A 21,353-nucleotide genomic window follows, 5' to 3' on the forward strand; every position below is an offset into this window, starting at 1 on the left:
GGACCCACAAAAAAACAGAGTAACATATCGTTACTCTGTCACCTTCTTCGGATCAGGTTGATACCAATCCATTAGCTGATCGACGGTATCTTCCCTCAGGTAATTACATTCCGCAAATTGACCTCCTGCTCCAGACTTCAGCGCTACTTGTATATGACTGAGTTCGATTCTTTTTTGAAGAATTGTCTGCTTTTTATAAGCGGATTGAATACGGTGCTTTTTCATAATGAATGTTTGCTTTAGAATCGACCTGCTGCGAAGTGTCAATTGTTTGCCTGTGAGATTCCACCCAGCGTCATAGTACGCAAGCCATCCAAGAGCAGTTGCCCCTAGAGCAACCAGAATGCTTAACAATCCTAAAGGAAAGAAATAAATACTTACCGGAATAACCGCTATCCAGAACAACCAGGATTGTCTCACTATATATCTAGGGAGCGCACGACGTGGAGGACGACTGAATTCAACATCTATCGTATAATCTTCGAGAATTCTTTGCATCACAGCACTAATCTCTGCTTTCTTGATGAAAGGAAGTAACCTTAATTGGTTCTCATCCCCTTGCATGATTGCTCCACCAGCACTAATGATGGTAACTGATGCATACCCTAGTGGTTGCCTGATGATATTTTCGTCGATCCTGAGACCTTGGATCCGGTTAATTGGAATCGTCGTCTGCTTTTTCTCAAGCCACCCTCTAGTAATGATCAAATCATCATCTTGAATCATCACCCTGAAGTTTGCGTAGCGGAACAATGTTAAGACAATCGATATTACATAAGCAATTGCTAAAACTAGAATTGCGGTAAACGCTACTATCAGTACACCGATTTGAATCCAGTCTACTATTTCCTGATAAATGGCTCCTAAAGGGAGTGCATCCATCACTTGCGAGAAGAATACTCCAACACCGGATAGCACCACACCTGCACCACCTGAAGTAATAGCCATCAAAATAATTTCTTTCATTCTCATTTCATAAAGAGGAGTGCTGACACTCTCAGCCGTTTCCTGTTCCGTTACTTCGTCTCCCTCACTGATAGAAGGATCCTGTTTATACTGAGCGATCATTTCTTCGAGCTCTTCTGCTTCTTGTTTGTGTATTGCCGTTAGCTCTGCTTCTGCCCCGTCATTTCCAGAACCAGCTGTTTCCACGGACACTTTCACCAGTTGGAAGGGCCGATGAAAAATCCCTTCAGAGAAGTCGAGGCTCTGAATCCGTTCGATAGGAATATATCGTTTCTTACGTATGAACAGTCCGTACTCAATCCTTAGTTCGCCTTCTTCCATACGGTACGTAAAGCGGAGCCAGCGAACGATTCCCCCAACCAATATAAATAACAAGATTGCAGATGTAACAGTTAAAGGAATCCATTCAATCTCACCACTGAACCCTCCATTCAGAAAGAACAAAGCAACCAAAGGGAAAAGGGCATCTTTCAGTCCTTTGACAAAGTTGATCACGGCAGAAATGGGATGTAGCCGCTTCGGTTCAAACATCGTCTTCCGCCACCCTTGCAAGAGACGAAATCGAACGTCTCAACTCTTCTGCTTCTCTTTCATCAAGTGCTGGTATTTTATGTACCGTTGCAGCAGTTGAAATACTGATCGTTGATAAGCGGAACTTTCTTAATAATGGTCCCTGCTCTGTGTCCACATGCTGCACACGGACCATAGGTACCAATGTTTTGGTAATCCAGAATATCCCTTGTTGCAGTTCAATATCCTGTTCTGTTACTTCATATCTCCAACTTCTCCACTTCAAAGACGGAAAAAGCCACACCATTCCGACTAATTCTAAGATCAATACACCTGCAGCAATCCAAAGAATAAAGCTCGGCCAGTCCCATATTAGAATGGCGACAAGAAGTCCTATACTTATGATTAGCGTTATCCCGAATTGAATGAGTCCACTGATTCTCCACAATCTCAATGCCCTTCTTGATATTTGACGGGCAGGTTCATAATTCATCATTGACCACCTCTATATTCTTTCCATACGTAATAGGATGACTATTCGTTTCAAAAAAACAGATACGACCTTGCAGCCATATCTGTTCTCTTTGACGATATGTTATTTTCCACTAGATAAATCTTTAGACTTTTTAGTACAGGCATTCATAGCCTGAATGATTGAACTTCTAAGTCCTGTTTGTTCCAGTGTATTGACTCCTTCGATCGTCACTCCACCCGGTGTACAGACCGCATCCTTCAGCTCTCCGGGATGACGGCCGGTCTCGAGCACCATTTTGGCAGCTCCTTGCACAGCTTGCGAAGCTAACTTATAAGCTTTATCCCGTGGAAATCCTTGTTGCACAGCTGTGTCAGCCATCGCTTCAATGAACATATAAACAAATGCCGGTGATGAACCACTCACTGCCGGAACCGCATCCATTAAACTCTCTTGGATTACTTCAGCCTCACCGAAACTTTCGAACACTTCCATCACGTCTGCAAGTTCCTCGTCTGTAACAAAATCATTAGGACAGAGCACACTCATTCCTTGTCCGACGAGGGAAGGAGTGTTTGGCATCGACCGGATCACCTTTACGTTTTTATCAAAAGCTGCCTTCATCTGATCGAGCGTAATTCCGGCAGCGATTGTCACCACTACCGTCTCCTCATCTACTTCATCACGAATCTCCTGAATGACTCCTTGGTAAACATACGGTTTCACAGCAAGAAACAATAAATCGCTTTCACGAGCTAACTTCTTATTATCAGTGGAAATTTGGATCCCAATTTCATCTGTAACAAAATCGATTGTTTCATCAGAAAGTGCCGTCGCAGCAATTTCACCGGGCTTTACGATGCCTGCTCCGATCATACCTTGAATCATCGCTTGTCCCATTTGTCCACAACCAATAAAACCAATTTTCTTATTCACGTTCATCCCTCCTAGTTCTCTTATTGTATAGGAAGTACGTCATCTTCACAATCTTTCTCAGGTGAAGTTATACCGAGCTGTAAAGAACTAGTAAATTTTTCTCGTTTTCGCTGTTAGAGGTTTACATTTGTACTGCGATTCCCTATAATAAATAGTGTATTCTTCATATCATAGCGATTTACCAAAAATATCATAGCTGCTACGAGAAAAGCCGAGCTGTTCAAGCTCGGCTTTTTTCGTTGTGTTATAAACAGACCGCTAAGCATTTGTGTCAGACAAGCCAGCTTCTGACTCCATTTGGTTTGTATGGACCGCTTCTAGTAACTTTTTCAATTCCCTTTTATTCTTCCTTGATACAAGAATATATAACGTATCTCCTGATTGGATCTTCGTTTGTCCGAACGGCGTGATGACATCTCCGTCTCGGATAATGGCATTGATCAACGCTCGGTCTGGGAGTTCCATATCCTCCAATTTCTTCCCGACAATTTGGTTTTGGTCCGCCACTTCAAATTCCATCATCTCCACATTGGCTTTCCCAATAGAGATCAGCTCTAAAGAATGTATCGGATTCGTCAATTTGTCAGAAACCAATTTGAAGCGCTCCGCTACCCACGTTATCGAAGAACCCTGCACGAGAGCAGACATTAAGACAGTGAAGAAAACGACATTGAATATCACCTGGCTATTTTCTACTCCAGCTAACATAGGGAATATAGCCAAAACAATCGGAACAGCCCCTCTTAATCCTGCCCAAGACAAGAAGATCTTCTCTTTTGCAGTGTAAGAAAAACCAGCCAGACTCAGGAAAGTAGCTACTGGTCGGGCAATCAAGATTAGGACAAGTGCGATCAATAACCCATTGATCATGACACCAGGCTGGAACACTTCTGTCGGAAAGACGAACAATCCAAGAATGATGAACATGAGAATTTGCGCCATCCAACCGAACCCTTCATGAAAGCGCAGAATGGAATACCGATATGCTAGTTCTGCATTCCCTACCCAAACCGCCGCTACGTAGACCGCCAACAATCCACTAGCTTGAATGAGCGAGCTTGCACTATAGGCTAAGAAAGCAAAACTTAGAGCAAACAGTGGATACAGTCCACTGGAGTCCAGATTGATCCTGTTCAAAGAGAAACTCGCTATGTAGCCAACCGCTAATCCTACAACAAGTCCAGCGCCCATCTGCCAGAAGAATGAACCAACGAGAGACCATAGATTCACACCATCAAGCGTCAACAATTGTATGAACATAATCGTCAAGAAGACGGCCATTGGATCATTCGTTCCAGATTCAGCCTCCAATGTAGCTTCGAGCTTACCACGGATATTCTTCCCTTTTAGAGCGGCGAACACAGCGGCTGCATCGGTCGAACCAATGATGGCACCAACGAGGAACGCCTCTAACCATGTAATCGGTAATATCCATTTGGCTGCAACTGCAACAATAGATGTCGTCAAAATGACGCCAACCGTAGCTAAACTGATCGATGGTGCAATAACAGGGCGAATGTCGCGCCATTTCGTCTGCATTCCACCCTCGAACAAAATGACAATCAGAGCTATGACCCCGACAAGCTGAGCTATCTCAGCGTTATCGAAATAGATGAACCCTAAACCGTCACTTCCAACAATCATCCCAACGGCAATAAATAAAACAAGGGATGGGACGCCGAGCCTGGATGAGAATTTCGTCACCACAACACTCGCAATTAATAACAAAGCCACCAGCATGATGAACTGATTGGACTCAAGGATCTCCTGAATCATCTTATGTACCCCTTTATCTTCTAATGTTTCTATTATAAAAGGGTGCCATAATAAAAGCCAAGCGATGTGACCCGCTTGGCTCCCTTCCTCTAACTTAGAATTTCCTGTTCTTTCTCACTGAAGAACTCTTTCATCGCATGGAATACGTCTGCTTTTCTTCGTAAAATATAGTGACGAAACTTAGGATGCTCAATGGATTTGTAGGCTTGCATGAGACTTGAAGAGCGATTGTACTGATTGACTTCCCCGTACCCGAACATTTGAGAAACTTCCATTAGCTGATCGATCAGCCCCAAGCAGCGTTTATTATCAGAAGTCAAATTATCTCCGTCTGAGAAATGGAAAGGATAGATATTATAGCGATCTGGAGAATATTTGTTTTCTATAAGTTCTAGTGCTTTGCGGTATGCAGAAGAACAAATCGTTCCTCCACTTTCCCCTTTGGAGAAGAAATCTTCTTCACTGACGACTTTCGCCTGGGTATGATGCGCAATGAATTCTACATCCACCGTTTCGTAATTCTTGTTCAGAAAACGGTTCATCCAGAAGAAGAAACTACGTGCCATATATTTTTCCCATTGACCCATAGAACCACTTGTATCCATCATAGCGATAACGACAGCTTTGGATTCTGGCTTCACTTTTTCATTCCACGTCTTGAACCGGATATCTTCAGGATATATCGGTGCAAAGGACGCTTCCCCACCTAATGCATTGCGCTTATAAGCTTCGAGCATCGTCCTTTTCTTATCGATATTCCCAGTTAACCCTGTCTTCCTAATGTCACTAAACTCGATATCCGTTGTAATGATATTATCTTTCTCTTTTTCATCCAAGTTCGGCAAAGTCAATTCTTTGAAGAAAGCCTCTTCTAACTCTGCAAGCGAAACTTCTGCTTCATAATAGTCTTCACCAGCTTGATCACCTGCTCCGTCACCTTGGCCTGGTTTCCCTTTAGCGTTCGGATCCTGAGCTACGACATCTCCGATCTCACTGTCTCCTTCACCTTGACCAGCATGCTTATTCTTATCATGGTTGTAACGAATCTTATATTCATCAAGTGAACGGATGGGTATCTTGACCACACGTTTTCCATTCGACATTACAATGTTTTCTTCCGTTATTAAATCAGGCAACTGTTTATTCATCGCGTCTTTGACTTTTTCTTGATGTCGCCTCTGATCGTCATAGCCTTTCCTGTGGAGGGACCAGTCGTCTTCGGCGATAACAAAACTCTTCTCTTCATCCATAATATTTCTCCCTCCCAAGTGAGTGTTACTCTATCGTATGCAGGTCCACGTCAATGGATGAAAGATATCGACAGAAGAGGCTCCTTTTTATCTTAATATTCTGACCATTGAACAAGCCCCCAGTATAAAACCTGGGGGCTTGTTCATTATGCTGTATATAATTTTTTAGACAGATAGGTTTGAACAATTAAGAACAACCCACCAGCTGCCCAGTACAATGGAAGGGCAGATGGAGCATTCAAGGAAAGGACTCCGATCATGATAGGAGAAACAAGTCCCATCACTTTCATCATACCTTGTTGTTCAGCAGGTGCGTTCATCAACGTCATTCTTGATTGGACGAAATATATAGAAGCTGCAATCAGAGCCATTATGATGTCCGTGTGCCCTAAGTTAAACCATAAAAACGAATGAGTCGCAATTTCTTGAGAACTCCGTATTGCATAATACAAAGCAATGAAGATAGGCATTTGAATGACCATCGGCAGGCAGCCCATCTGCATCGGATTGACTCCATGCTGTTGATAGAGTCCCATCATCTCCGACTGGAGTTTCTGTTTCTCTTCTTTATCTTCCGTTTTCTTCATTCGCTCCTGGATTTCCGTGAGCTTAGGCTTCATTCCATCCATTTTCTCTCGCATAGCCTGACTGTTCTTATACGTTTTTAGCATGAGCGGCATCAAGATCAGGCGAACCGCAAGGGTAATGACAATAATGGCAATGCCGTAGCTGTCATCAAAGACGCCGGCAATAAACTGGAGTGCATCTGTAAAAGGTTGTACAAAATAATTCTGGAACAAGTATAATCCTCCTCTTTATTCTCGATTAATCGTGTATCGGAATAAAGAGAAAGCAGTCATCCTCGGAACCTTCTTGTCGACTCACCGTGCGTTTCAACCACTTCACCTGTTGGTGCAGCACTTGATCAATAATCGGACGATGTCCCGTCGGTTCAGAGTCTGTCTGAACAAGGACCGCCTGCCCCTTCCTCCAGGACGCATCCGCCTTGAAGGTGAAGAAGCTTATTGAGCCAAATGCCATGGTTACAAATGTAGCAAGGAGAATCGAATAGAAGAGAACGTCATAAGATCCTGTTAATATATCAAATAGTATCAGCATGATGATCCCATTCTTTCGTTTAGTTTAATCCTTATACGTAATGACAAAGACAATGGTTTCACTTTTGTTCAACTCCTATTCTTACATATAAACTCACTTTCAACAACACCAACCGCTGAAGCCCCATCAAATCCTATACACAAAATCTAGAGAACACGTAAAGCTTGCTCTGTTTTCTATACCATGACACACGCTAACAAAACGAAACGCTACACTTTCTCAACAACCTAAAAAAACCGCCAGACATGGAGTCTGACGGTTTCTTTACTTACCCTTCTAGTAGAAGGTCATATGGATCTTCAATCATTTCTTTAATTCTACGTAGGAATTGTACAGCCTCTTTACCATCTACAATACGGTGGTCATAGGAAAGGGCGATGTACATCATCGGACGAGCCTGGATCGTATCATCCGGCATTACTTTCGGGCGCTTCTCAATATTATGAAGACCAAGGATTCCGACCTGCGGAGAGTTCAAGATCGGTGTGGACAACATAGAACCGAAGATACCGCCGTTCGTAATAGTGAATGATCCACCTTGAAGGTCTTCTAACTGCAGTTCTTTGTTACGTGCTTTTGTCGCAACATCCATGATACCTTTCTCGATTCCAGCAAAACTTAAGCGATCGGCATCACGAACTACCGGTACAACGAGTCCTTCATCAGTAGATACCGCCATTCCGATATCGTAGAATTTCTTCTGGACGATTTCGTTACCTTGGATTTCCGCATTAAGTAATGGGAATTCTTTCAGGGCACCGACAACGGCTTTTGTAAAGAAGGACATGAAACCAAGCTTCACATCATGTTTGTCTTGGAACGTTTCTTTACGTTCTTTACGCAAGTTCATAACATTTGTCATGTCGACCTCGTTGAACGTCGTTAACATCGCAGCTTCTTGCTGAACTTCCACAAGACGCTTAGCAATCGTTTGACGACGACGGGACATTTTGACGCGTTCTACCGGCTTATCAAACTCTGTCTTTTCACTTGATTTATCTTGTTTCTTCTCTTTCTTAGGTGCTTCCTTCTTCTCTTCTTTCTTACTCTCGCCAGATGCAGCGGCATCAACATCTTCCGGACGAATTCTGCCAAGTGGGTCGCGGGCAGAAATCTCACTCAAGTCGATTCCAAGTTCCCGGGCACGCTTACGTGCAGCTGGTGTAGCAATCACGTCTTTCTGCTGATTGGAAGAAGATGAATCTTGAGAAGGTTTCTCTTGCTTCTCTTCTTGCTTAGGCGACTCTTTTTCTTCTTTCTCTTCTTGCTTCGGTTCTTCTTTTTGCTCCTCTGTATCCTCCTGATCGGAAGAGTCGTCAGAGCTCCCAGCTTCGCCGTTCTCATCTACTTTTGCGATAACGTCGCCTACTTCCACGTCATCTCCCTCTTCTTTAAGAAGCTCAGAGATCACTCCACTAGCATCTGCATTCACTTCGACGTTCACTTTGTCCGTTTCTAGTTCTAAAATAGGATCTCCTTTTTCTACTTGATCCCCTTTTTTTACAAGCCACTCTGCTATAGTACCTTCTGTTATGGATTCAGCTAATTCAGGAACTTTAATTTCCTTCATTTGAATTTCCTCCTTTGGACATCTGTAGCGCTTCTCTGATAATGCGATTTTGTTCTGTTTTGTGAATGTTTGGTTCCCCTACAGAAGGAGATGCACGATGTGGCCGTCCCACATAGCGGTGAATCTGGTTTTCTGAAAGCATTTTGTGCAGAATACCTTCAACATAATACCAAGTTCCCATGTTTTGAGGTTCTTCTTGTACCCAGACAAGTTCCTCCACATTCGGGTACATTTCCAAAATTTCAGCGAAATGTTTCTCAGGGAAAGGATAGATCTGTTCGATTCGAAGTGCGTTGATTGTATCGAATGATTGATCCGCCTTTTCCACCGCATCTTCAATTTCCACCATCATTTTTCCACTACCTAATAATAGCGTCTTCACTTTCTTACGTTCTTTATCTGTTTCAGCTGTTAGACCAGGTTGTTTCAGAATCGGTTGGAAGTTGCCTTCACTGAACTCTTTACCTGGTACCGCAACACGTTGGTTTCTCAACAGACTTTTCGGTGTCATTAACACAAGCGGACGTGCTTCCTCTTTGTTGCTGATTGCCGCTTGGCGGCGCAACAAGTGGAAGTATTGAGCGGACGATGTAACGTTCGCTACTGTCCAGTTGTGCTCTGCTCCCATTTGTAAGAAGCGCTCTAATCTAGCACTCGAGTGCTCTGGTCCTTGTCCTTCATACCCATGAGGGAGAAGGAATACCATGTTGGATTTCTCGCCCCACTTGGCACGTCCGGCAGATACGAACTGATCGAATATGACTTGACCTGCATTGGCAAAGTCTCCGAACTGTGCTTCCCAAAGAACAAGTGCCTCAGGCGCCTGTACACTATACCCGTATTCAAAGCCTATCACGCCAGCTTCTGACAGCGGGCTGTTATGGATATCAAAGGAAGCATTCGCTTGTTCAATACCATGAAGCGGGCAGTAAGTATCCCCCGTTTCGACGTCGTGAAGGACCATGTGTCGGTGGGCGAACGTACCACGTTCGGTATCTTGACCTGTGATACGGATCGGCTGGCCATCTTCAAGAATGGTAGCGAATGCAAGAGCTTCCGCTGTCGCCCAATCAACTTGACCTCCATCATCCAGCATTTTACTGCGACGTTGAAGAATCTTTTCAAGCTTTTTAAACCCGTTAAACCCTTCAGGACGTTTCAGCATATCCTCATTCAAGGTTCTCAAACGCTCAATATCAACCGCGGTTTCCACTTCATCAAGCGTACTCTCTACTCCGCTAGGTCGATCTTTCACATCAGGTGCAGGCGTTTCATGTTCACTCATGTTATTGTAAATTTCTCTCATATCACTCTCGATTTCATCTTTCAATTCTTCAAGAGCGTTCTCTCCCACCACAGATTCTTTCTTCAGCTGTTCTGCAAATAACGCTGCAACTGTCGGGTGGTCATCAATTTCGCTATAAAGTCTCGGCTGCGTTGCACGAGGCTCGTCCATTTCATTGTGACCGAACCTGCGATAACCGACTAAGTCGACTAAGAAATCTTTGTGGAATTTCTTGCGATACTCATATGCTAATGACATCGCAGACAAGCAAGCGATCGGGTCGTCTGCATTCACATGAAGCACTGGAATTTCGAACCCTTTGGCAAGATCACTAGCATATCTTGTAGAACGGCCATTCTTGCGGTTCGTAGTGAACCCGACAAGGTTGTTTGCAATGATATGCACCGTTCCTCCTGTGCGGTAACCTGGTAAGTCACTCATGTTCAAAGTTTCGGCAACGACACCTTCTCCTATAAAGGCAGCATCTCCGTGAATCAACACTCCGAATGCTTCATCACGATTCATTTCAGCATAACCTGCTTTAGTACGATCATCCTGTGCTGCCCGAGTGAATCCTTCTACTACCGGATTCACATATTCTAGGTGGGACGGGTTGTGGCTTAGCGTAACTTGCGTTGCTGTTTGTTCACCATTTTCGATATCACGCCTTGCTCCGAAGTGATACTTCACATCTCCCGTCCAGCCGTAATTGATACCGGTAGACCCTTCGGATGGAATAAGTTCCTTATCTGGAGAATGATGAAATTCAGAGAATATCCGATCATATGGCTTACCTAATACGTGCGCTAACACATTTAAGCGGCCACGGTGAGCCATCCCCATCATAATATGTTTGATTGAATCAGATGAGGCGGACTGAATCATGTGATCGAGCATCGGAACCATGATATCCAATCCTTCAATAGAGAAACGTTTTTGTGCTACGAAGGTCTTTGCCAAGAAGTTCTCAAAACCTTCTACTTGTGCAAGTCTTCTTAACAGCTGTTTCTTCTCTTCATCCGTCATCGACACTTGGAAAGAGCCCGTATCGACTTTATTCTGCAACCACGCTCTCTCTTCTTCATTGTTCACATGACCATATTCGAAAGAAATGGTACCTGCATACTTTTCCTTTAATGTACGGACCACTTGTAACGCATTCTCTAGCTTGACGGGTGCATTAGGCCACACCCACTCAGCTGGCATGTTTTCGAGGTCCTGTTCGGTCAAACCGTATGTTTCTAAGTCTAATAAATTGGTTGGTTCGCGCTCATAGCTTCCTACGGCATAAATATCTGCCTGCAGGTGACCATGACGACGAATAGCCTCAACAAGTTTGTATGCTGAGGTAATTTTTGCTATATCCCCTTGTGACGGTGCGGCGGATCCATTTGCTTGCGTTGTTGAACCTGCGCCCAACCAGTCGGGTGCCCCATGCTCATCGAATAGTTCCTTCAAAGAAGGATCGATGGCACTAGGATCGTTTTCATACTGCTCGTATTGTTCTTCAATGTACCCCATATTGGGGCCGTGGAAATTTTCCCAGAATCTTTCATTGGAGCCTTGATTAGACACGTGTAATACCCCCAAGTAGTAGTTGGCTAATGTTTCCTCGAAAACGTTTCCAAGTCCAAGTACTATTATAGAATTGAAACGCTTACGGGTTCAACATATTTCGCAATTTTTTTCATTTCACAACAATTTTATTATAACAAGAAAGACGTACCGAGTGGTACGCCTTTCTATACTTTTTTCAGCCAATTGATAAAATTGTTACTCTTCATCTTCCAGAACACGATAAGCCATATCAAAAAACTTCATCTGGCTGTTTAACTTCTGAGTGTTATCTGGGACCTCCACATAACGATAACTCCCGTCATTCTGCTGTTCTCGCGCCTTCACATTATCGCTTAACATGATGGACAGAATTCTTTGGAGACGGCTTTTCACCGACGGCTCATGGATGGGGAACATAAGCTCCACGCGTTTTACCATATTACGAGTCATCATATCAGCAGATGATAAGAAAACACGATCATCTCCGTTATGGTGGAAGTAGTAGATACGACTGTGTTCTAAGAAGCGACCGACAATACTGCGAACCCGTATATTCTCACTAATTCCCTTAATTCCTGGACGTAAACAGCATATTCCACGAACGATGAGATCGATCTGTACGCCGGCTTGAGATGCCTCGTAAAGCTTCATTATTAAGTTTTTATCCGTTAATGAGTTCATTTTCGCGATAATACGACCATTTCCATGCTGTTTGTGGAAACGGATTTCATTATTCATATAACGAATGAAATCATTACGAATATCGAATGGTGCCATTGATAAATGGTGATACTTCGGCTTCTCTGTGAATCCGCTCAAATAATTGAAGAAATCGGTAGCATCGATTCCGAATTTCCTGCGTGAGGTAATGATTCCCATATCCGTATAAAGGGAGGCAGTCTGGTCATTGTAATTCCCCGTACCGAGATGGACGAAGCGTTCGATCTTTTCTCGCTTCTTTCGGACAACGAGAGTGATTTTACTGTGCGTCTTCAGATAAGTCATTCCATAAATAACGTGACAACCTGCTTTTTCTAGCTCTTTCGCCCACTGGACGTTATTTTCTTCATCAAAACGAGCCTTCAATTCTACAAGTACCGTTACTTGTTTTCCGTTTTCAGCAGCACGTTTCAGAGAATCTATAATTGGTGAATCACCGCTTACACGATACAGCGTCTGCTTAATGGCGAGAACATAAGGGTCATCAGCTGCATCAGATACGAAATCGACGACAGGCTCGAATGATTCATAGGGGTGGTGAAGGAACAAATCGCGGTTCGACGCAGCCTCGAATATATCCTCTTCTCCATCTAAATCCCTTGGTGGTTGTGGGATGAGCGTTTCGTATGTGAGGTGGTCTTTCAAGTCTCCAAGCTTTTTGTGGAACTTGAATAAGAAGGTTAAATCAAGTGGACCGTTTGTTATATAAAGATCTCCTTTATGAATTTCCAGCACTTTCAGAAGAAATTCAACGACTTGATCATCATATTTTCCATTGCGGACCTCGAGACGAACGGCAGCACCCCATTTACGCTTTTTGAGTTCTTTCTCGATTTCTTTCAGTAAATCACGCGCACCTTCTTCGTGAATCGTCATGTCTGCATTACGCGTAATGCGGAATTCCGTAATCGTCTTCACTTGATACCCTTTGAACAACTTGTAAATGAAATAACTTATAATCTCTTCTAGCAAGACATATTGATGTTTGCTTTCATGATCCACAGATACAAACCGATCAAGAACGGCAGGAACTTGTACAATTGCTGTCTTCGTCTCATGATCTGTCGGGTCTAACGCATCCTGAATGACCACTGCTAAGTTGATGGATTTGTTCAATAGCATCGGAAAAGGACGGTACGCGTCCACCGCCATTGGTGTCAATACAGGGAAGATTTCTTCATCGAAGTACGATTCGAGGCGCAAGATCTCTTCTTTTGTCAGTTCATCCATAGATAAAAACGATATATCTTCCTTTACCAATTCAGGCTTCATCGCCTGAAAAGAATCATACTGTTTCCTTACCAGTTCATGATTGATTTCAGCAATTTTGGAAAGCTGCTGTTTCGGCGTTAACCCCGCCTTGTTCTCTGGTTTGTTAAAGCCAGCTTTCACCTGGTCTTTAAGTCCGGCTACACGGACCATGAAAAACTCATCCAAGTTCGATGAGCAGATAGCCAAAAATTTCAGACGTTCTAGTAAAGGGTTGTCCATATCAAGTGCTTCTTCTAACACCCGCTCATTAAACGCTAGCCAGCTTAACTCCCGGTTGTTATAAAATAACGGATTCGATAGCTCTTTTGTTTTCTCTTCTGTCGACATAGTTCAACACCCTTCACAAAGTATTCACATGCCTAACATAGTACAGCAGTATAACCTCACTATTAGGGGCGTATTAATTTTTTGTAAATCTTTTATAAAAGTTCGGATCTACAAACCCACTTACTTCGATTCCACAAAAGATAGTTCGATATTCCTTTTTAGTGATTTTTCTAAATGCTTTTTCTGCTTTTCTGTCTGGTACTCCTCAGGCATCCATTCTCCACTGCAGTAAAGAGTAATATGAAGATCTTTACCATGACTCGCAAGATGGAGGTCCTGCACAGTGCTTCGACGCGTGCTGTCCAAACTGTAACAGAACTTCAACAATGCACCGAGTAGACGGAGTTTCTTTCTCTCTTCTTTCAGGAACCACTTCTTGTATGGCTGCAAGAATTGTTTGAACACGGTCTTGTTCTTAAAGGAGGCAAGAAGCGCCAACCGTAAGCGTTCCATGTGCATCAATCCGTCGATCGTGCGGTTCGCCAATAGGTAGAATGTGTGCTGATAACTCGCCTCACTATCAATATAATCTCCTAAATTGTAGACATAACTCGCCCTTTTCACCTCAGTCCAGTCTTCCTTTCTGAGCGAACCAAGGCCTTTTTCGTGAAGTTGATGGAATAGTTGATGGGCCAGGTGCTGGACGTGGTTGATCTGTTTCATATTCAAGTCGTAGTCGCTGACGAGCTCATGGATGCTTTCTTCTAATACATCTGGAAATAGGGAGGTGCCCATATCCTTGGTGAGCTGTTCATAAAAAACCCCGTCCCGCAATCCTTTGCGGCTTAATATGAACCCGTTGGCTTGAATGGTATCGTACAAAGAATGGAACACTTCCGTAGCCGGAAGGATGATATCGGCCCGGTCCTTGGACAGACCTTCCACTTTTTGCAGCTTTTTCATCGGAAGGGTGAACAAGTAGTTTTTAATAAAAGAAAGATCGCTATCCTTCATCTTATATTGGTGCAGTCCAGCAAGCGGGTATTCTTTCAAGTTTTGATCGACTTGCACTAGGTTACGCGCACCTCCACCAATACCGATCAGTGGGACGTTTTTCTTCTTCAACCATGGGAGTGTCTTGAACTCATCCATCAAGAAGCGGCGCAACTTGTAGAATTCCTCTTCTGTAGGCAAATCTTTCTTGAAGAAGTCTTGTTTCAAGGTAAGAGCTCCGAATGGAAAGCTGTGCGAATTGATGAGTTTACGGTCCTTGAAATATGTAACTTCCGTGCTTCCTCCACCAATATCCACCGTAACGCCTTCCTGAACAGAGGTGGAGTTGGCAACTGCCAAGTAACCATAGTATGCCTCTTCATGTTCGGATAAGATACGCATATCAAAACCGGTCTCCTCGGAGACGGCATGAATGATTTGTTCCTTGTTATCAGCTTGACGAATTGTCGCCGTCGCTACACAGACCAATTCATCTAAATCATAGGAAAAAGCAACCTCTTTGAAGCTGCTCAAAGTAGTTAATAGCACACGGAATCCTTCATCCGAAAGGTTTCCGTCCTCCGACAGGTGATTTCTTAGCCTAGCTACTGCTTTCACATTCTCGACTTCGCGTAAACGTCCGCTTTTGTCTTTTAAATAGATGACTAAGCGCATGGTGTTTGAGCCGACATCTATAATTGCATAATAGTTTCTAGCCATCGTCTCACCTTCATTTCATTTTTTTGCTATTATAACACAAAATCCCCGCTCTCTCGGAAAGAGAAAGCAGGGATTTTCATTTGATTTATTAACGATTCAGAAGACTTCCGACATATTTCAAAAGGTCATTAGCTGAGCTTGAGTTGTACCCGTGTTCATCAACAAGGGTTGCCACCACTTCGTTGATTTTCTTCAGTTGCTGCTCATCCGGTGTCTTCGTGGACGTTGTAATCTTCACAACATCCTTCAAATCAGCGAAAAGCTTCTTCTGAATGGCTTCACGAAGACGCTCGTGAGACTGATAATCGAATTTCTTCCCTTTTCTAGCATAAGCGGAGATTCGGATTAGAATCTCTTCACGAAATGCTTTCTTCGCATTCTCCGATACGCCGATCTGCTCTTCGATGGACCGCATCAAGCGCTCATCCGGATTCAACTCTTCTCCTGTTAACGGATCACGTAATTTTGCTTTGTTACAGTAGGCTTCCACGTTATCCAGGTAATTGTCCATTAGCGTGACAGCTGATTCTTCATAGGAATATACGAAGGCCTTCTGAACTTCTTTCTTAGCGATCTCATCATACTCTTTCCGTGCTAGTGAAATGAAATCCAAGTATCGCTCTTGGTCTTCTTTCGAAATGGAAGCGTGACTACTGAGACCATCTTTCAATGAACGCAACACATCCAGAGCGCTTATCGACGTCAATTCTTTCTTAATGATCGTAGAGGAAATACGGTTGATTACATAACGCGGATCGATACCGCTCATGCCTTCATCCGAATGTTCTTTCTTCAACTCTTCCACGTCTACATCGCTGAACCCTTCCAGAATCTCCCCATCGTATAGCCTCATTTTCTTCAATACATCAATAGAGGCTTTCTTGGATTCTTTCAGACGAGTCAAAATCGTGAACATGGCAGCTACTTTCAACGTGTGCGGCGCAATATGAACATCTCTGATATCACTTTCACGAATCATTTTCTCGTAAATGCGCTCTTCCTGACTCACTTTCAAATTGTACGGCACAGGCATTACGATCATACGAGAATGTAGGGCTTCGTTCTTCTTATTGGCGATGAATGATTTGTATTCTGCTTCGTTCGTGTGAGCAATAATTAACTCATCTGCACTGATTAACGCGAAACGGCCAGCTTTGAAGTTTCCTTCCTGTGTAAGAGACAAGAGGTGCCACAGGAATTTCTCGTCACACTTCAACATCTCTTGGAACTCCATAACCCCTCGGTTCGCTTTGTTTAATTCCCCGTCAAACCGGTAGGCACGTGGATCGGATTCTGATCCATACTGAGCGATTGTCGAGAAGTCAATGGAGCCAGTCAAGTCTGCAATGTCCTGTGATTTAGGGTCAGAAGGACTGAACGTTCCGATGCCTGTACGTTTATCCTCTGAGAAGAAAATACGCTCGACAAGTACGTCCTCTATTCTACCGTCGTATTCCTTTTCCACTCTCATCGTATTGAGCGGTGACAAGCTACCTTCTACCCGAATACCATAATCATCCTGGAACTCTTTTCGTAAGTGCTGAGGAATCAGGTGAAGCGGATCCTCATGCATCGGACACCCTTTGATGGCAAAGACTGCTCCCTCATCTGTATGAGAATATCGCTCTAAGCCTCGTTTCAGTAAATTAACAAGTGTCGATTTACCACCACTTACCGGCCCCATTAATAGTAGAATACGTTTTCTGACATCCAGCCTTCTTGCAGCCGGATGGAAATACTCTTCTACCAGTTTCTCCATCGCTTCATCTAATCCGTAAATATCCTCATCAAAGAACTTAAACTTCTTATGATCATGATCTTCTTCGACTCCCGCACTCTTGATCATATTATATACACGGGAATGTGCCGATTGTGCTAGATATGGACGTTCTCTCAAAAGCTCTAGATACTCGGAGAATGTGCCTTCCCATTTCAGTTCTTCTTCTTTTTCTCGGTGGTCTTGTATTTTACGTAAAATGTCCACTTCGCGAGACCTCCCCCGTCCTAATAGACGAAATTTAATATATCCTATGCCCTCTCGCGGGAAAACATGTGTAGTTTACGTGTACGAAGACCCTTTAATTTGTCCAAACCCTTATCAGGGCTCGTCCCTCCCTTGTTGATACTTTTTTCTCTCAGCCAAGGCCATCACTAGAAAAACGATAAAGAGAATAATATTCAATAAACGGAAATCTTCGTAGAAAAAAGCAAGAATAGCCCAAATGACTGCACTTCCGAAGAAAAACAGACTAGATAATAGGGTTTGGTTCATAGTGTCTCTCCTCCCACTATTCCTTTATGACTATTATAAACGTTTTAGAATCATAACAGCAAAGCAATGAAAGCGTTTAAACCCCTGCTGTTGTGGTACAGGAAGAGCATTAGCATTTTTTGACACGCCATTCCACCCTTGTTAGAATTGTCTAGAACATTTTATTCCAATAAAGTACAAAACACAGAAAGAAGGACTGCAGATGGAAACATGGTACTACGTGGATTCCGGACATCGCACGCCAGCAATCAACATGGCATTGGACGAAGCCTTGATGAATTGGCACCGCGAAGGAAAGATTCCACCCGTGCTCCGATTCTACGGATGGGAACCGGCCGGTTTATCTGTCGGGTACTTTCAAAAAGTAAAAGGGAAGATCGATTTAGAAGGAGTAAAACGCCACGGTTATGAATTAGTTCGCCGGCAAACGGGAGGACGAGCTGTTCTGCATGATAAAGAACTGACATATAGTGTGATTGTTTCCGAAGATCACGAAGAGATGCCCGCTTCTGTAAAAGAAGCTTACCTCGTTCTATCTAAAGGCTTGTTGGAAGGGTTCCGTTCTCTACATATCCCAGCCGACTTCGCCGTGCCGGAAGGGAAACTCGAAACGAACGACTCTGCTGTCTGTTTCGAAGAGCCATCCTGGTACGAATTAATAGTAGACGGAAAAAAAGCAGCCGGAAGTGCACAAACGCGTAAGAAAGGCATCATTCTCCAGCACGGCTCTATTCCAATTGATGTGGATGATGTGAAGCTTTTCGATATGTTCATCTACAAGAATGAACGGATTAAAGAACGTGCGAGAAGAGCATTCGGGGACAAAGCCGTTGCAATCAATCAAATCCTTGAGAACCCAGTTGATTTTGATACAACGAAGGAAGCCTTTAAACAAGGGTTCGAAAAGGGCCTGAACATCCATCTCGAACCATTTGAACTTTCCGAAGATCAATGGAACGAAGTAGAACGTATTGCTGACACCCGTTATCGTACAGACGAATGGAATTTCTCTAGATAATAAAGGAGTGGAATAAACATGCCTAAAAACGAAGAGTACATAAGAAAACCCGATTGGCTAAAGATTAAAATTAATACAAACAAGTCTTATACAGGGCTTAAGAAACTGATGCGAGAAAAGAAACTGAACACAGTATGCGAAGAAGCACGCTGCCCGAATATCCACGAATGTTGGAGTGAAAGAAAAACTGCTACATTCATGATTCTAGGCGATACGTGTACGCGTGGATGTCGTTTCTGCGCTGTGAAGACAGGTCTTCCTAACGAGCTTGATTGGGGCGAGCCAGAGCGAGTTGCAGACTCTGTAGAAATTATGGGACTGAAGCACGTCGTTGTCACAGCTGTCGCAAGAGATGACTTGAATGATGGAGGTGCCGCTGTTTTCGCTGAAACAGTCAAAGCAATCCGTCGCCGCGTTCCAGGTTGTACGGTGGAGATCCTTCCTTCTGATATGAAAGGGGACTACGAAAGCCTTCATACGTTAATGGCTGGAGAACCTGATATCTTCAACCACAACATTGAAACGGTCCGTCGTTTGACGAAGAAAGTCCGTGCACGCGCTATGTATGACCGTTCGCTTGAACTACTTCGTCGAGTGAAAGAAATCCGTCCGAACACACCTACGAAATCAAGTATCATGGTAGGATTAGGAGAAACGAAAGAAGAAATCGTCGAAGCTATGGATGACCTCCTTGCTCACAACGTAGATATCATGACAATCGGTCAATATCTGCAGCCGACGAAGAAACACTTGAATGTGGAACGATACTATCATCCTGATGAATTTGAAGAATTGAAACAAATCGCATTAGAAAAAGGGTTCAAACACTGCGAAGCGGGTCCAATGGTACGCTCTTCGTACCACGCAGACGAACAAGTTAATGCGACTTCTGCCCAGCGTCGTATCAAATACATGAAGGGCTACGAATCACAAGGGGAAACATTGGATAAAACGAACTTCTAATTAGTAAAGGGAGCTTCCTAAGGAAGCTCCCTTTTTGTTTATTCATGGTTATTGCACTTTTACGTAGACAGTCCCGTGCAAAGTTCCATTAATGAAAGCATCAAGCTTCCACATGCCTTGTTCCGGAAATGACATCATGGAAGGTGTATGAGCATCCGCACCGTTGTTTGGTCCCCCTAATGGTACCCCGGATAACATTTCTTTCTCCTGACCAGATTCATGAATTGCCGTAACCTTCAGATCACCACTCACTTCTTGCCCCCAGAAATGCCACATATACTTCTGCTTTTGATCTGTTTGAAACGGGCCAGCTGTGATGAATCCAAGCTGATCTTCTTCGCCGATCATTTCGTAAGTTCCGGAAGTGAATACTTCGCTTTCCGTCCAGTTCTCCGTTACTACTTCTTGTTCCTCTTCTAAATTGCATCCAGAAAGAACGACAGCTACGAAGACTATCAGGCTAGCTGTTTTTTTCCACATCAAAAAACACCACTCCTCTTTAAATCCGGTTGGGTGTTTTCATCTTATCATACTTTAAGGGAATAAAAGGAAAAGACCCTGAAGCCTACTACTCGCTTCAGGGTCATAACACATTTTACCAGAATCCGCCGTATGGAGGACGACCGTAAAACCCTCCACCACCATAAAAGCCGCCTCCTCCGTAATAAGGAGGTCGGTAGTAAGGGGGACGAGGACCGTAGAACCCACCACCATATAGACCTGGGGCAATCGCTCCGCCTAAGAATCCACCAAGCAATCCGCCAGCAAAAGGACCAAAAAAGAAACGTTCGTCTCCATCACGGAAGTTCTGATGGATCGGATACGGCTGTTGATATGGGTACTGATTCATTCTTTTTTTCCTCCACTTCTTAACTTAGTTATTCACCTACTCTTCAACCTATGTATTCGCCCTCTTATATGTATGGGCTGGTGTCTTCTAACAAAGGATAAATTTAGTTGGGCAAAGATTCACATCACTTAAGAAATAAGGTATAATGAAAACAGTTACACTTGGCTGGTATTAAAGGAGGATATACTTAGATGAAATTAACTCTGATTATCATTGTATGTATCGCATACTTATCCGCTATTTTCTCTGCAGGGTATGACATTAAAGGTGGACAACCTAAAAAATAATTCCCGCATATAAAAAAACGCATCCTCTTGGATGCGTTTTTTTATTTGATTAAATTAGGAAATCCTTGCTGCCTCAGCGCTTCGAACAGAATGATGGATACAGTGTTCGCCAAGTTCAGCGATCTCACTTGATCCGTCATAGGCACACGCAGACATTTATCCTCCAGTCCTTCGAGCAGAGGCTTCGGAATCCCGTCACTCTCCCTCCCGAAAACGAACAATAAATCCTCATCTGTCGAGCTGAATTCAAAATCTGCATACGATTTAGTGCCGAAGTTCTCAATATAATAAAAGTCACCCTCAGGGTACTTCTCATACAGTTCTTGGATGGAATCATAATAATGAATCGTCACATCGTGCCAGTAATCAAGCCCTGCACGTCGCAGCATCTTATCATCTGTCGAAAATCCTAATGGCCGGATCAAGTGGAGTTCTGAATCCGTAGCTAAACAAGTCCTTGCAATGTTTCCCGTGTTAGCTGGGATCTCTGGTTGGAATAATACGATATGATTTGGCATCTTTTCACCTCAGTCTAGTCTTTGTCAACTAG

General features: G+C 43.5%; 18 protein-coding genes. 2 read left to right on the forward strand and 16 right to left on the reverse strand.

Going from position 1 to position 21,353, the window contains the following annotated elements; genetic code table 11:
- Positions 1-30: 30 nt before the first annotated feature.
- The 13 genes from E4663_RS10465 to E4663_RS19780 all read right to left on the reverse strand — a co-directional run bounded on the left by E4663_RS10465 (position 31) and on the right by E4663_RS19780 (position 17,685).
- Entirely contained in the window at positions 31-1,518 is a 1,488-nt protein-coding gene (locus E4663_RS10465; RefSeq protein WP_241657152.1) for a PH domain-containing protein, read from the reverse strand.
- Positions 1,490-1,969 carry a PH domain-containing protein gene (locus E4663_RS10470; RefSeq protein WP_079480793.1) on the reverse strand — a complete coding sequence of 160 codons (480 nt, stop codon included), beginning with the start codon at positions 1,967-1,969 and terminating at the stop codon, positions 1,490-1,492. Before E4663_RS10470 ends, E4663_RS10465 begins: the two co-directional genes overlap by 29 nt.
- A 102-nt stretch (positions 1,970-2,071) precedes the next feature.
- Positions 2,072-2,884 carry a pyrroline-5-carboxylate reductase gene (gene proC / locus E4663_RS10475; RefSeq protein WP_079480794.1) on the reverse strand — a complete coding sequence of 271 codons (813 nt, stop codon included), beginning with the start codon at positions 2,882-2,884 and terminating at the stop codon, positions 2,072-2,074.
- 258 nt (positions 2,885-3,142) lie between these two features.
- Positions 3,143-4,660: a potassium/proton antiporter gene (locus E4663_RS10480; RefSeq protein ID WP_079480795.1), complete on the reverse strand. Its 1,518-nt coding sequence runs from the start codon at positions 4,658-4,660 to the stop codon at positions 3,143-3,145.
- 89 nt (positions 4,661-4,749) lie between these two features.
- Positions 4,750-5,910, reverse strand: a complete 1,161-nt coding sequence (yhbH, locus tag E4663_RS10485; protein ID WP_079480796.1) for a sporulation protein YhbH — start codon at positions 5,908-5,910, stop codon at positions 4,750-4,752.
- A gap of 146 nt (positions 5,911-6,056) precedes the next feature.
- The gene (yidC, locus tag E4663_RS10490; RefSeq protein WP_135327516.1) at positions 6,057-6,710 is read right to left on the reverse strand and encodes a membrane protein insertase YidC; all 654 of its coding nucleotides are present in this window, start codon (positions 6,708-6,710) and stop codon (positions 6,057-6,059) included.
- A 25-nt stretch (positions 6,711-6,735) separates the two neighbouring features.
- Positions 6,736-7,029: a hypothetical protein gene (locus E4663_RS10495; RefSeq protein ID WP_135327517.1), complete on the reverse strand. Its 294-nt coding sequence runs from the start codon at positions 7,027-7,029 to the stop codon at positions 6,736-6,738.
- A 268-nt stretch (positions 7,030-7,297) separates the two neighbouring features.
- Positions 7,298-8,599 (reverse strand): 2-oxoglutarate dehydrogenase complex dihydrolipoyllysine-residue succinyltransferase, encoded by a 1,302-nt coding sequence (odhB, locus tag E4663_RS10500; protein ID WP_135327518.1) that lies wholly within the window; start codon positions 8,597-8,599, stop codon positions 7,298-7,300.
- Positions 8,586-11,459, reverse strand: coding sequence for a 2-oxoglutarate dehydrogenase E1 component (locus E4663_RS10505; protein ID WP_135327519.1), 2,874 nt, complete (start codon positions 11,457-11,459; stop codon positions 8,586-8,588). Before E4663_RS10505 ends, odhB begins: the two co-directional genes overlap by 14 nt.
- A gap of 198 nt (positions 11,460-11,657) precedes the next feature.
- Positions 11,658-13,760 carry an RNA degradosome polyphosphate kinase gene (locus E4663_RS10510; protein WP_079480801.1) on the reverse strand — a complete coding sequence of 701 codons (2,103 nt, stop codon included), beginning with the start codon at positions 13,758-13,760 and terminating at the stop codon, positions 11,658-11,660.
- 120 nt (positions 13,761-13,880) lie between these two features.
- Positions 13,881-15,413 (reverse strand): Ppx/GppA family phosphatase, encoded by a 1,533-nt coding sequence (locus E4663_RS10515; RefSeq protein WP_079480802.1) that lies wholly within the window; start codon positions 15,411-15,413, stop codon positions 13,881-13,883.
- A gap of 88 nt (positions 15,414-15,501) precedes the next feature.
- The gene (locus E4663_RS10520) at positions 15,502-17,397 is read right to left on the reverse strand and encodes a PrkA family serine protein kinase (RefSeq protein ID WP_135327520.1); all 1,896 of its coding nucleotides are present in this window, start codon (positions 17,395-17,397) and stop codon (positions 15,502-15,504) included.
- Positions 17,398-17,511: 114 nt separating this feature from the next.
- The gene (locus tag E4663_RS19780) at positions 17,512-17,685 is read right to left on the reverse strand and encodes a hypothetical protein (RefSeq protein ID WP_158290476.1); all 174 of its coding nucleotides are present in this window, start codon (positions 17,683-17,685) and stop codon (positions 17,512-17,514) included.
- Positions 17,686-17,887: 202 nt separating this feature from the next.
- Between E4663_RS19780 and E4663_RS10525 the strand changes: the two genes are divergently transcribed.
- Both E4663_RS10525 and lipA read left to right on the forward strand, forming a co-directional pair.
- A complete protein-coding gene (locus tag E4663_RS10525) occupies positions 17,888-18,703 on the forward strand; it encodes a lipoate--protein ligase family protein (protein ID WP_135327521.1) in 816 nt (271 codons plus the stop codon).
- An 18-nt stretch (positions 18,704-18,721) separates the two neighbouring features.
- Positions 18,722-19,666, forward strand: coding sequence for a lipoyl synthase (lipA, locus tag E4663_RS10530; RefSeq protein WP_135327522.1), 945 nt, complete (start codon positions 18,722-18,724; stop codon positions 19,664-19,666).
- A gap of 48 nt (positions 19,667-19,714) precedes the next feature.
- Here the strand turns inward: lipA and E4663_RS10535 are convergent, their stop codons facing one another.
- From E4663_RS10535 to trmL, 3 genes are all read right to left on the reverse strand, one after another.
- A complete protein-coding gene (locus tag E4663_RS10535) occupies positions 19,715-20,146 on the reverse strand; it encodes a hypothetical protein (protein ID WP_135327608.1) in 432 nt (143 codons plus the stop codon).
- Between the two features lie 115 nt (positions 20,147-20,261).
- Positions 20,262-20,516: a hypothetical protein gene (locus E4663_RS10540; RefSeq protein ID WP_135327523.1), complete on the reverse strand. Its 255-nt coding sequence runs from the start codon at positions 20,514-20,516 to the stop codon at positions 20,262-20,264.
- 328 nt (positions 20,517-20,844) lie between these two features.
- Complete coding sequence (gene trmL / locus E4663_RS10545; protein WP_079480807.1) at positions 20,845-21,321, reverse strand: tRNA (uridine(34)/cytosine(34)/5-carboxymethylaminomethyluridine(34)-2'-O)-methyltransferase TrmL; 477 nt, start codon at positions 21,319-21,321, stop codon at positions 20,845-20,847.
- Positions 21,322-21,353: the final 32 nt, after the last annotated feature.

The organism is Halobacillus salinus (assembly GCF_004684905.1).
GTDB lineage: Bacteria > Bacillota > Bacilli > Bacillales > Halobacillaceae > Halobacillus > Halobacillus salinus.